Raw genomic sequence first — 12,261 nt, 5'->3', positions numbered from 1 at the left:
TCAGTCCGTCCCGCGGCTCCGGCTGCGGACGCTGCGCAGCGCGACGGCGACGGCGGCGATGCCCGCGAGCACCAGGCCGGTCACGGTGTGCGCCGTGCCGGGGGGATCGACGCGTGCCCCGTTCCCGGCGTCCGACGCGGCCAGCTCCGCGGTGCCGCCGCCGCCCGCGTCGACGGGGGCGACGGGGGAGGCGTGGGTGGACGGGCGCCGCTCGTCGTGGACGGTGATGGTGCCCTTGCGTGCCTGGTCGCCGCACTTGACCTGCACGGCGTACGCACCGGCCCGCACGCTGGTGCGGACCTGGCTGGAGCCGACGAGGACACCGTCCCCGGCGGCCAGGCTGAGCCGGACGTCCGATTCGAACGCCGCGGACACGGCGACGGCCGTCTTCTCGGTGCAGTCGGGCACCCGGAGCGTGACGTCGGTGCCGGGTGCGGGCGAGGACGGGGACACGGAGACGCCGCCGCCGTCCGCCGCGTAGGTGTAGGCCGCCGGTGCGCACAGCGCGGTGGCCAGCGCGGCTCCCGCACAGAGAGTGACTTTCAGTGAGCCCATCGTGTACCTCCAGTTACCTGGAGGCTGCCCCGCGGGTCCGTGCACCGCATCCGGTGCGGGGTTCGTCGTACTCCGAACGGGTTACGGCAGGTGGACGGAGGTTTCGGCGGTCGCAAGGTGATCCGTGCGAACGTATGACTGCATAGCATGGGCCTCCCATGTCCCATGGTCCACGCACGGCAGGAGTCCGCCCCCATGACAGAGCGCAAGCCCATCGAATCGTGGCTCACCGACATGGACGGGGTGCTGATGCACGAGGGCGTCCCCGTTCCCGGTGCGGACGCCTTCATCAAGAAGCTGCGCGAGTCCGGGCGGCCGTTCCTGGTCCTCACCAACAACTCGATGTACACGGCCCGCGACCTGCACGCCCGCCTGAACCGGATCGGTCTCGAGGTGCCGGTCGAGAACATCTGGACCTCCGCGCTGGCCACCGCCTCCTTCCTGGACAACCAGCACCCCGGGGGCACCGCCTACGTCATCGGTGAGGCCGGCCTGACGACGGCGCTGCACGACGCCGGCTACGTGATGACCGACACCGACCCGGACTTCGTGATCCTCGGCGAGACCCGGACCTACTCGTTCGAGGCGCTGACCAAGGCCATCCGCCTGATCAACAACGGCGCCCGTTTCATCGCCACCAACCCGGACAACACCGGTCCGTCGCCCGAGGGCGCCCTGCCGGCGACGGGTTCCGTGGCCGCGCTGATCACGAAGGCCACGGGCAAGGAGCCGTACTTCGTCGGCAAGCCGAACCCGCTGATGATGCGGACCGGCCTCAACGTCATCGGCGCGCACTCCGAGACCAGCGCCATGATCGGCGACCGGATGGACACCGACGTCCTGGCCGGTCTCGAGGCCGGGATGGAGACCTTCCTCGTCCTCACGGGGCTGACGACGCTCAACGACATCGACCGGTACCCGTACCGGCCGACCAAGGTCGTGGAGTCCATCGCGGACCTGGTGGACCTGGTCTGAGACCTCCCGCGGGCCTTCCGGGGGCGAGCGGGGAGGGGCGGGTCGGCTCAGCCGCCGTCCCCCCGCCCGAACAGCGGTGCCAGCAGCAGCTGGGCGGCGCCCTCCGCGACCGCCCGCGTGCCGCCCGGCGCGAGCCGTACCGGTACGGCGCCGTCGTGGCCGCCCTCGCGCCGGGCGCGGGTGTCGAGGACCGCGGCGACGCCGTGGACGAAGGCCTCGGGGGCGGCGGCGACGGTACGGCCGCCCAGCAGCACCTGGTCGATGTCCAGCAGCCCGGCGAGGTTGGCGGCGCCCGTGCCGAGCACCCTCGCCGCCTCCGCGAGGTCGCCGCGGGCGACGGCGGCGAGGCACAGGGCCTCCACGCAGCCCCGGGCGCCGCAGGTGCAGGGCGGCCCGTCGAGCTGGAGGACCTGGTGCCCGAACTCCCCGGCGCCGGTCCTGGCGCCCCGGTGCACGCCGCCGCCGAAGACGAGACCGGCGCCGAGGCCCGTACCGAGGTGCAGGTAGGCGAAGGAGCCGCCCGCGCCGCCCCCGTCTCGGATCGCGAGGCCGAGCGCCGCCGCGTTGGTGTCCTTGTCGACGACCACCGGCACGCCCAGCCGCCGCTCCAGCGCGTCCCGCAACGGGAAGCCGTCCCACTCCGGAAAACCGGTGACCCGGTGCAGCACACCCCGGCCGTGGTCGAGCGGCCCGGGGAGGGCGACGCCGAGCCCGAGGAGCGTGGGGAGGCCGCCGAGGAGGGCGGGGGTGGTGGCGAGGCCGCCGCGCGTCGGCCGCGGGCCCTCGGCGGCGGACGCCGGGTGGGCTTCCCCGGCGAGTTCCTCCGCCGCCCGCGCCACCCCCGCCAGCACGGTCTCCGCCCCCGCGCCCAGGTCCAGCGGGGCGCGCCGCTCCGCCACCACGGTGCCGTCGAGGTCGACCAGCACCGCCCGCAGCTCGTCGCGGTCCAGGTGGACGCCGAGGGCGTGACCGGCGCCGGGCACCAGGCGCAGCACCGTGCGCGGCTTGCCGCCGGTGGACGCGCGGCGTCCGGCCTCGGTGGCGAGGCCCTCGCCCCGGAGCCGCGCGGTGATCTTGCTGACCGCCTGCGGGGTGAGCCCGGTGCGCTCGGCGAGCTCCAGCCGGCTGATGCCCTCGGCACCGGCGGTGCGGAGCAGGTCGAGCACCAGGGCGGTGTTGTGGCTGCGCAGGGCGAGCAGGTTGGCGCCGCCCGCCGCGCCCCGCATGCCGCCGCCGGTTCCCGTCCCTCCGCCGCCGGTTCCCGTCCCTCCGCCGCCGGTTCCCGTTCCTCCGCCGTCGCTCCTGTTCACGCCCCCATTGTCCCCGGCGCTTGCACTTTGGCAACACCGTTGCGAAAGTGGGACGCATGACTGCTACCCCTCCCGGCACTCCCCCTCTGCGCGTCGGCCTCGTCGGCTACGGCCTCGCGGGTTCCGTCTTCCACGCCCCGCTGATCGCCGCCACCGAGGGCCTGGCCCTGGACACGGTCGTCACCTCGAACCCGGAGCGGCAGCAGCAGGCCCGCGCCGAGTTCCCGGACGTGCGCACCGTCGCCACGCCCGACGAGCTGTTCGACCGGGCCGGCGAGCTGGACCTGGTCGTCGTCGCGTCCCCGAACAAGACGCACGTGCCGCTCGCGACGCGGGCCCTGGAGGCCGGTCTGCCGGTCGTGGTGGACAAGCCGGTCGCGGGCACGGCGGCCGAGGCGCGCGGGCTGGCCGCGCTGGCCGAGGAGCGCGGCCTGCTCCTCTCCGTCTTCCAGAACCGCCGCTGGGACAACGACTTCCTCACCCTGCGCGGACTGCTCGCCGAGGACGCGCTGGGCGACGTGTGGCGCTTCGAGTCCCGCTTCGAGCGCTGGCGGCCGAAGCCGAAGGGCGGCTGGCGCGAGTCCGGCGACCCGGCGGAGATCGGCGGGCTCCTGTACGACCTCGGCAGCCACGTCGTCGACCAGGCCCTGGTCCTCTTCGGCCCGGTCACGCAGGTGTACGCCGAGTCCGTGGTCCGGCGGGCGGGCGCGGAGGCGGACGACGACACGTTCCTCGCGCTCACGCACGCGAACGGCGTCCGCTCCCACCTGTACGTCTCCTCCACCGCCGCCCAGCTCGGCCCCCGCTTCCGGGTGCTCGGCTCGAAGGCCGGGTACGTCAAGCACGGCCTCGACCCGCAGGAGGCGGCGCTGCGCGAGGGCAAGCGGCCGGGTCCCGGCTGGGGCGAGGAGGACGAGTCGCTCTGGGGCCGCGTCGGCGCCGGGGAGTCGCCGCTGACCGGCGGCGGACAGGTGACGGCGACCGCCGCGGGCGACTACCCCGCGTACTACGCGGCGGTGGCGAGGGCCCTGCGCGAGGGCGGCCCGAACCCGGTGGACGCACGGGAGGCGGCCGCCGCCCTGGACGTACTGGAGGCGGCCCGCCGGTCCGCCCGCGACGGAGTGGCGGTGTCCCTGTGAGCGGCCCCGTGAGCCCCACCCCCGCGGCGCCCACCGTGGCGGAGCTGGAGGAGCAGGAGCGCCGCCTGGTCTTCCGCCGGTTCACGCACGACGACGCGTGGGCGCTGGGCTCCCTGCTCGTCGAGCTGGCCCGGGAGCGCGAGGCCCCGGTCGCGGTCGACATCCACCGCGCGGGCCAGCAGCTCTTCCACGCCGCCCTGCCGGGTTCCACCCCGGACAACGACGCCTGGATCGCGCGCAAGCGCCGCGTGGTCGAGCGGTACGGCTCGGCGTCGTACCTGGTCGGCTCCCGTTTCCGGGCCAAGGGCACGACCTTCGAGGAGTCCTCGCGGCTCGACCCGGACACGTACGCGGCGCACGGCGGCTCCTTCCCGGTCACCGTCGCCGGGGTCGGCGTGGTCGGCGCGGTGACGGTCTCCGGGCTGCCGCAGGTGGAGGACCACCGGCTGGTCGTCGAGGCGCTGGAGCGTTTCCTCGGCGAGTAGCCCGACCGGCCCCCCGGGCGGCGTGGCCGGGGGTCACCGGTGGGTACCCGTGGTCGGCAGGCAGACGCGCGGGTTGATCACGGTGCCCACCGGAGGGATCGCAAGCGATGGACGAGGCGACGGCTTCGCTGAAGGAATCGGTCGGACCGCACGGCGTCTGGAGCGGGCGACTGCGCGCCGAGGACCCGGAGGGCGCGGCCGAACGCGCCGAGGCGGTCGCCGAGTTGGAGCAGCTCGGCTACGGCGCCGTATGGCTCGGCGGCAACAGCGCCGCCCGGGACGCCGCCCCGCTGATCCGGGCGACCTCGCGGATCGTGGTCGGCACCAGCATCCAGAGCATCTGGGAGCACAAGGCGTCGGAGGCGGCGGCGGGCTTCGCCGAGCTGGAGGTGTCCCGCCCGGGCCGCTTCGTGCTCGGCCTCGGGGTCAGCCACGCCCCGATGGCGGAGGGGTACCGCCGCCCGTACTCGACGATGGTCGGCTACCTGGACGAGCTGGACCGGGCCGGGATGCGCTCGGGCCACCGGGTGCTGGCCGCGCTCGGCCCGAGGATGCTGGACCTGTCCCGGGACCGGGCGGCGGGCGCGATCCCGTACCTGGTGACGCCGGAGCACACCGCGCGGGCCCGCGAGCGGCTCGGCGCGGGCCCGCTGCTGGCCCCGGAGCTGAAGGTCGTCCTCGACGCCGACCCGTCCCGGGCCCGTGCGACGGCCCGCGCCTACCTCGCCACGTACCTGAAGCTGCCGAACTACACGAAGAACCTGCTGAACCTCGGCTTCACGGACGCCGACGTCACCGGCGGCGGCAGCGACCGCCTCGTCGACGCGGTCTTCGCCTGGGGCGACGAGCCCACGATCCGCGCCCGCGTCGACGCCTTCCACACGGCGGGCGCCGATCATGTCGCCCTCCAGCTCGTGGAGGACGACATGTCCCGCCTCCCGAGGGAGGGCTGGCGCCGGCTGGCCACACTCCTGGCCTGACCGCGGCCATCCCTCCGTCCGTCCGGGACGGCCCGCTCCACCGTTGGCTCATTACTGCCTGGGACACAGCTGTCGGAGCCTGCTACAAAACTAGAGCGATCTTCCAATTCATCGGTCGGCGGTGCGCGGGGTCCCCTGTCCGGACCCACGCCCGCCTCCAAGGAAAGCGGTCACATGCTTCGCATTCTCCGCTCGCTGGGCCTCGCCATCCTCACAGTGATCATGTCCCTGACATTCTTGCCGTCCGCCGCACACGCGGACGGCGCGGCCGCAGCCACCCTCACCCCCGTCGGCGGCGGCACCGGCATCGTCTTCCAGCGGACGCTGGACCCCGACCGGCCCACCGGGTACTACGTCTGCACCCTCACCGCGGTCGGCCGGGACGCGGCCGGCAACCTCGTGGCCCTGACCAACGCGCACTGCTTCTACGACGACCAGGGCAACAAGCTCCTCGGCCTGGAGGTCTACCGGGACGCCTCCCCCGCCGGGACGGCCACCGCCCCGGCGCCGCTCGAGGACAGCCGGCCCGACCTGGAGACCGGCGCCATCGGAACGGTGACGTACGTCAGCACGCCCAACAACCTGCTCAACCTGGGCCCCAAGGGGCTGGACTACGCGGTCATCCTGCTGGACGAGAGCGCGGTCGCGCCCACCGACACCGTCGGCGATGTGACCGTCAAGGACATCGGCGCGCCACCCGCCAACGGGACCCGCATGTGCAAGCAGGGCCACCGCACGGGACTGACCTGCGGAATCAAGCTCGGCACGCACGACATCTGGTTCACCCACCTGATCTGGACCGACGGCGGTGACTCGGGGTCCCCGGTCGTCTTCGGACAGACGCTGGTCGGCAACGCCTGGGGGGCGCAGCACAGTTCGCCGATCGTCGACATCCTCGCGGACATGAACACCAACGGCGGGGTCGGCGCGGGCTTCCACCTGGCGAGCTGAGCCCGGCCCGAACCGCCCGTACTCGTCCCCGCCACCCTGCCGTCCCCGCCGCCCCCGCCATCCGCGCCATCCGCGCCATCCGCGCTCGAACCCGTCCGAGCCACCCGGGTTCCGCACCACGACGAGGAGCACCCGTGCCCGACACCACGCAACCCCCGCCCGAGCACCGGCCCCAGCCCGATTCCCGGCCGACGACCAGCCGCCGTACCGCGCTGAAGGCCGGCATGGGCCTGACCGCGGGCGCCCTCGGGGTGGCCGGAGCGGCGGCCCCCGCCTCGGCCTCGGCCCCGTCCGCACCGCACGGCGGCGGGGCCCGTGTGCTCCAGGCCGGCACCCCGCTGTGCGACCAACCCGGCGACTCCGCCGCCGCCCAGGGTCTGGGCTCGGGAGACCTGGCCATTCCGTACTACCGCGAGCACGACGGCACCTGGGGATACGTCTTCGGCGACTCCTGGACCGGTATCCAGCAGACCGGGACCTACATCGGGTCTCCCGTCATGCTCAACCAGGACCGTTTCGACGCCTCCGGCGCGACGCCCGTCTCCTTCACCTGGGCGATGCCCACCGCCGGCCGCGCCGGCCAGCTCTTCGACTACCGGCACGACCAGAACAACGGACACGGCTTCGAGGTCAGCCGCATCCCCAACGACTGCATCGAGTTCGGCGGCCGGACGTACATCCAGTACACGTCCGTGGCCACCTGGACGCCGCCCGCGGGCTACGACGGGTCGCTGATGTCCGGCGTCGCCTACTCGGACGACCACGGGGTGACGTGGCGGGACTACCCGTACCACTGGGCAGGCGACACCCAGGGCGTCAACCAGTCCATGTACGGCATGTGGTCGTTCGCGGGCATCGACCCCGACGGCTGGCTGTACATCTTCTCCAAGCGCTGGAACGGCACCCACGTCAACACCGCCGACGGGGGCGCGATCCAGCTGTTCCGCATCCGGCCGGACCGGTTCCGCGCCGGTGACTTCGGCGCGCAGGAGAACTGGGCCTTCGTGGACGGGGGTTGGCGCTGGACCCGTTCCGCGCCGCCGTCGGTCATCCTCTCCGGCAACAACATCGGGGAGTTCTCCGTCAAGCGGATCGGCGGCACCTACTGCATGAGCTACTTCGACGTCGCCGACTACTCGATCTGCACCCGCACCGCGGCCCGCCCGGACGCCGTGTGGTCGGCGCCCAGACCGCAGATCGTCGGCAACAACACCGTCCCGCCGAGCCATTGGGGCAAGCCCCAGGTCCCCTTCCTCTACGGCGGATACATCCACCCGGGCAGCCCGAACGCGAACGCGCTGACGCTGATCGTCTCGCAGTGGAACGGCAAGCTGCACGAGCCGCCGTACTGGGTCCTCCAGTACGACGGGATCGCCGCCTAGCCGCCCGGCCCTTCGGGGCCCGTCCGACGGGACGGGCCCCGAAGGGCCACGGAGTCGCCACCGGCGGCGCTTCGGCCTCTCAGGCCCCCTTGAGCTCCTGCCGCTGCCGCCCCAGCCCCTCGACCTCCAGCTCGACGACGTCCCCCGCCCGCAGATACGGCTTCGGCTCGGGCTGCCCCATCGCCACCCCCGCCGGCGTCCCGGTGTTGATGACGTCACCGGGACGCAGCACCATGAACCGGCTGACATACCGCACGACCTCCCCCACCGGGAAGATCTGCTCCGCCGTCGTCCCGTCCTGCTTCAGCTCGCCGTTCACCCACAGCCGCAGGGACAACCGCTGCGGGTCGGGCACCTCGTCGGCGGTCACGAGCCACGGGCCGAGCGGGTTGAACGTCTCGCAGTTCTTGCCCTTGTCCCAGGTCCCGCCCCGCTCGATCTGGAACTCCCGCTCGGAGACGTCGTGCGCGACCGCGTACCCGGCGACACACGCGAGCCCCTCCTCCGCCGACTCCAGGTAGCGGGCCGTACGCCCGATCACGACCGCCAGCTCCACCTCCCAGTCGGTCTTGACGGACCCGCGCGGCACGAGCACCGTGTCGTGCGGCCCGACCACCGTGTCCGGCGCCTTGAAGAAGACGACCGGCTCGCCGGGGGGCTCGGCCCCGGTCTCGCGGGCGTGGTCGTGGTAGTTCAGCCCGATGCACACGATCTTGCCGATGCGTCCCACCGGCGGTCCCACGCGCAGCCCCGCGGCGTCCAGGGCGGGCAGCTCACCGGCCTCGGCGGCGGACCGTATCCGGCCGAGCGCGCTCTCGTCGGCGAGCAGGTCGCCGTCGATGTCCGTCACGACGCCCGACAGGTCTCGCAGGGTCCCGTCGGCGTCGAGCAGCGCGGGCCGCTCCGACCCCGCCGTACCGACTCGCAACAGCTTCATATCCCCAACTCCTCGCTCGCGGGCAGCCCGCCCGACGTTGCGCGACCTGGGTGCGGCAGCAACGCGACAGCATCGGAGGACTGGTCGATCCTCCAAGGCGGGGGTCCACTCCGCAATACCCCGTTCACGTACTGGACCGTAGCCGGGCGGCCGGCCCGCCTTCAGCGGTCCCTCCAGCGGTCCCTCAGCGGTACAGCACCGCCCGCTCCACCGCACTCCACGTCGTGCTGGTGACGACGTACAGCGCGGCGGCCAGCGGTACGACGGCCACGGTGACGAGGGTGAAGAAGGACATGAACGGCATGACCTTGGTGAGCGCGCCGACGCCCGGCACGGCCGCCTCCCCGTCGCCGGCGGACAGCACCGGCCGCGCGGCCATCGTGCGCCTGGTGAGCCGGTAGCTGAAGGTGGCGACCCCGGCGACGACGACGAACAGCGCCGCGTACACGAGCCCCGCCCCGCCGAGGAGCCCGCCGTCGCCGAGGGCGTCGGCCCAGTGCCCGCCGAGCGGGGCCGCGAGGAGCCGGTGCGAGAGCAGCGCGTTGGCCTCGCCGCCGATCGAGGTGCTGGAGAAGAGGTGGTAGAGGAGGAAGAACGCGGGGAGCTGGAACAGGCTGGGCAGGCACCCGGACAGCGGGGACACCTTCTCCTCGGCGTGCAGTTCGAGGACGGCCCGCTGGAGCTTCTCGGGGTTCTTGGCGTGCTTGCGGCGCAGTTCGGCGACGCGCGGCTGGAGCTCGGTGCGGGCCTTCTGCCCGCGCGCGGCGGCCCGGGACAGCGGGTGGACGAGGAGCCGTACGAGGGCGGTGAACAGGACGATGGCGGCGGCCGCGGCCGAGGCGCCGAACAGGGGCTGGAGCAGGTCGGCGAGGTGCTCGACCAGGCTGGCGAAAACGGACATGGGTGGGTGAGCCCTCCGGGGGTCTCGTCGTGCCGGACTGAGGTGGGGCGGCATGACGACACGACCGGCGCGGGGCCAGGTGTGGAAGGAGGTGTGCCCTACGCGGTGGTCGCCGGGAGGGCGTGTCCGGGCGCTCGGGGGCGGCGGCGGCCCGGGGCGTCGGGATCCCGTTGCGGCAGGAAGGCCGTACGCAGGTCACGGTCCCTGATGGCCGTACGCACCCGGGTGGGCGGCACGGCGGGCGCGCACCGCGCGGCGACGACGGCGCAGGCGGCGAGCGCGGAACCGACCGCGGTGGTCGCGGCGAGCGCGACGGTGGCGGAGAGGCCGCCGGCGTCGACGAGCGCGACGGGGAGGAGCACCAGCAGCAGGGCGAGAACGGGGCGCAGAAGACGCAGAAGACGCAGGACGGCCGGGCGGTCTTCCGTGGTCGTCGGCGACATCGGCGACTCCTCCTCTCGCACGCGTGTTTGCCCCAGTTATACAGGACGCCGCGTTATACGGGCCGTTGTGCGGGGCCCGGCTCGGTCTCGACGGGCTGGAGCAGCCGCCGGGTGCCGAGCAGCGCCCGGCTGACCGGGTCCGCGGGGTCGGGGTCGAGCCCTGGACCCGGCCGCATGTCGATGTCGCGGACGGCGACGAGGGTGCCGCAGGTGGGGCAGGCGCCGTACGGACTGAGTTCGGTGCCGCAGTCGGCGTGCCAGAAGGTGCGCATCGGCTCGCCGCCGAGGTGCTCGCGCCCCCAGATGCCGAGCGCCCGCAGGGCGGGCCACAGGGCGATGCCGCGGTCGGTGACGACGTACTCGTCCCGGGGCGGCGACTCCTGGTACCGGCGCTTCTCCAGGATCCCCTCGGCGGTGAGCGCCTGGAGGCGGTTGGCCAGGACGGCGCGCGGGATGCCGAGGTGGACCAGGAAGTCGTTGTAGCGCCGGACGCCGTAGAGGGCGTCGCGGATCACCAGCAGCGTCCAGCGCTCGCCGACGACCTCGAGCGCGCGGGCGATCGAGCACTCCTGTGCCGCGTAGTCCTTGCCCAGTGCCATGCGTCCACTGTAGCCACTTCCCACGATTGGGTTCAGTCACCGAACCGACGGTGCTAGGTTGGTCCGCCTCGGGTCAGTTCATTGACCGAACTCACACCTCCCGCGAACCCACAACTCCCACCCACCCTCCGTCGAGCCATCGAGAGCGGACCGCCACTCATGAGCGACACCGGCACGGACTCCCCCACCACGCCCACGCCCACCCCCACACCCGCGACACCCGCCGAACGTGCCGCGCCGCCCCCGCACCCCGGCCGCACCCTCGCGCTGACCAGCGCCGCGACCGCCGTGGCGCTGATGACGTACACCGCGCCGCTCGTCACGCTCCCCGACACGGCCGCCGCCCTGCACACCCCGCTGTCCGCCCAGGCCTGGCTGATCAACGGCACCCCGCTCGGCCTGGCCGCCCTCCTCCTGGTGGCCGGCAGCCTGGCCGACGACTACGGGCGCCGCCGGCTCTTCGTCTCCGGCACGCTGGCCCTCGGCATCACCACCCTCCTGGGCGCGTTCGCGTCCACGACCTGGCTGTTCACGCTGGCCCGCATCGCGCAGGGCGCGGCGAGCGCGGCGCTCCTCGCCAGCAGCCTCGGCCTGCTCGTCCACGCCTTCCCGACCCCGGCCGGGCGGCTGCGCGCCACCGGCGTGTGGGGTGCCTTCGTCAGCGGCGGGATAGCCGTGGGTCCCGTACTCGTCGGCGCGATCCCCGACTGGCGGCTGGCGTACGGCGTCCTCGGCGCCGCCGCGCTGGTGGTGGCGGGACTCGGCGCGCGGGCCCTGTCGGAGTCGCGCTCACCGCGGCCCGGCCGGCCGGACCTCGCCGGGGCGCTGACCTTCGGGCCGGCGCTGGTCGCCCTGGTGGCGGCGCTCACGCTGGGCCGGGACGGCTGGCTGCGGGCACCGGTGGGCCTGCTGCTGGGAGCGGCGGTGCTGCTGGGCGCCCTGTTCGTGGTCGTGGAGCGCCGCGCCGCCACCCCGATGATCGACCTGTCGCTGCTGCGCCGCCCGCTCTTCCTGGCCTCCTCGGCGGGCGGGCTGTTCACGGGCCTGTCGGTGATCGGCCTCTTCAGCTTCCTGCCGACGGTGCTCCAGCGGGCGCTCGGCCTGTCCCCGATGGACACGGCCCTGCTCTCCCTGGTCTGGGCCGGCCTGGCCTTCGCGGTCGCGCTCCAGGCCCGCCGTTTCGCCCACCGGGTCTCGCCCCGCCACCAACTGGCCGTCGGCTTCGCCCTGCACGGAATCGGCGTCCTGACCATGCTCGGCGCGGTCGGCGCGGGCTCCTGGGCGCGACTGCTGCCCGGCCTGGTCGTGGCGGGCGTGGGCAGCGGCCTGCTGAACGCCGCGCTGCCGCTGCTCGCGGTGGAGTCGGTACCGGCGGCCCGCGCGGCGATGGGCTCGGGCGCACAACAGACGTTCCGCTACATCGGCTCGTGCGCCGGCGTCGCCCTGACGATCGCCGTCGCGACGTCGGCGGGCGGCCCGGGGGCGGGCACGGACGTGGCGTTGTGGGTGTCGGCGGGGCTGGCCGTGGTGGCGGCGGCGCTGGTGGGAACGCTGCGGGAACGGCACTGAGGGGTACGGCACCTCGTCGGCCCCGCTCCCGGTCT

13 protein-coding genes are annotated in these 12,261 nt (G+C 73.9%); 7 read left to right on the top strand and 6 right to left on the bottom strand.

Going from position 1 to position 12,261, the window contains the following annotated elements; genetic code table 11:
- Positions 1-555 (bottom strand): hypothetical protein, encoded by a 555-nt coding sequence (locus tag OHA99_RS23570; RefSeq protein ID WP_153179689.1) that lies wholly within the window; start codon positions 553-555, stop codon positions 1-3.
- Between the two features lie 195 nt (positions 556-750).
- On the opposite strand from OHA99_RS23570, the gene OHA99_RS23565 reads away from it, so the two are divergent.
- Complete coding sequence (locus tag OHA99_RS23565; RefSeq protein ID WP_007389791.1) at positions 751-1,530, top strand: HAD-IIA family hydrolase; 780 nt, start codon at positions 751-753, stop codon at positions 1,528-1,530.
- 47 nt (positions 1,531-1,577) lie between these two features.
- Here OHA99_RS23565 and OHA99_RS23560 read toward each other — a convergent pair whose 3' ends face one another.
- The gene (locus tag OHA99_RS23560; RefSeq protein ID WP_405698995.1) at positions 1,578-2,756 is read right to left on the bottom strand and encodes an ROK family protein; all 1,179 of its coding nucleotides are present in this window, start codon (positions 2,754-2,756) and stop codon (positions 1,578-1,580) included.
- 140 nt (positions 2,757-2,896) lie between these two features.
- Between OHA99_RS23560 and OHA99_RS23555 the strand changes: the two genes are divergently transcribed.
- From OHA99_RS23555 to OHA99_RS23535, 5 genes are all read left to right on the top strand, one after another.
- On the top strand, positions 2,897-3,979 hold the full coding sequence (locus OHA99_RS23555; RefSeq protein WP_366472966.1) for a Gfo/Idh/MocA family oxidoreductase: 1,083 nt from the start codon (positions 2,897-2,899) through the stop codon (positions 3,977-3,979).
- Between the two features lie 8 nt (positions 3,980-3,987).
- Entirely contained in the window at positions 3,988-4,464 is a 477-nt protein-coding gene (locus tag OHA99_RS23550; protein WP_366472967.1) for a heme-degrading domain-containing protein, read from the top strand.
- Between the two features lie 107 nt (positions 4,465-4,571).
- On the top strand, positions 4,572-5,444 hold the full coding sequence (locus tag OHA99_RS23545) for an LLM class F420-dependent oxidoreductase (RefSeq protein ID WP_405697663.1): 873 nt from the start codon (positions 4,572-4,574) through the stop codon (positions 5,442-5,444).
- Positions 5,445-5,618: 174 nt separating this feature from the next.
- Complete coding sequence (locus OHA99_RS23540; RefSeq protein ID WP_405697661.1) at positions 5,619-6,395, top strand: peptidase S1; 777 nt, start codon at positions 5,619-5,621, stop codon at positions 6,393-6,395.
- Between the two features lie 134 nt (positions 6,396-6,529).
- On the top strand, positions 6,530-7,777 hold the full coding sequence (locus OHA99_RS23535) for a DUF4185 domain-containing protein (RefSeq protein WP_405697659.1): 1,248 nt from the start codon (positions 6,530-6,532) through the stop codon (positions 7,775-7,777).
- Between the two features lie 79 nt (positions 7,778-7,856).
- Here OHA99_RS23535 and OHA99_RS23530 read toward each other — a convergent pair whose 3' ends face one another.
- The 4 genes from OHA99_RS23530 to OHA99_RS23515 all read right to left on the bottom strand — a co-directional run bounded on the left by OHA99_RS23530 (position 7,857) and on the right by OHA99_RS23515 (position 10,657).
- A complete protein-coding gene (locus OHA99_RS23530) occupies positions 7,857-8,714 on the bottom strand; it encodes a fumarylacetoacetate hydrolase family protein (protein WP_405697657.1) in 858 nt (285 codons plus the stop codon).
- A gap of 184 nt (positions 8,715-8,898) precedes the next feature.
- Entirely contained in the window at positions 8,899-9,615 is a 717-nt protein-coding gene (locus OHA99_RS23525) for a YidC/Oxa1 family membrane protein insertase (RefSeq protein WP_153179683.1), read from the bottom strand.
- Positions 9,616-9,713: 98 nt separating this feature from the next.
- The gene (locus tag OHA99_RS23520) at positions 9,714-10,058 is read right to left on the bottom strand and encodes a DUF6412 domain-containing protein (RefSeq protein ID WP_405697655.1); all 345 of its coding nucleotides are present in this window, start codon (positions 10,056-10,058) and stop codon (positions 9,714-9,716) included.
- Between the two features lie 53 nt (positions 10,059-10,111).
- Positions 10,112-10,657 carry a helix-turn-helix domain-containing protein gene (locus tag OHA99_RS23515; RefSeq protein WP_153179681.1) on the bottom strand — a complete coding sequence of 182 codons (546 nt, stop codon included), beginning with the start codon at positions 10,655-10,657 and terminating at the stop codon, positions 10,112-10,114.
- Positions 10,658-10,816: 159 nt separating this feature from the next.
- Here OHA99_RS23515 and OHA99_RS23510 point away from each other — a divergent pair, with 159 nt between their 5' ends.
- Positions 10,817-12,226 (top strand): MFS transporter, encoded by a 1,410-nt coding sequence (locus tag OHA99_RS23510; protein WP_405697653.1) that lies wholly within the window; start codon positions 10,817-10,819, stop codon positions 12,224-12,226.
- Positions 12,227-12,261 lie beyond the last annotated feature (35 nt).

Source organism: Streptomyces coelicoflavus, from assembly GCF_045041415.1.
Classification (GTDB): domain Bacteria; phylum Actinomycetota; class Actinomycetes; order Streptomycetales; family Streptomycetaceae; genus Streptomyces; species Streptomyces coelicoflavus.
This window is presented reverse-complemented; position numbering and strand designations above follow the sequence as displayed.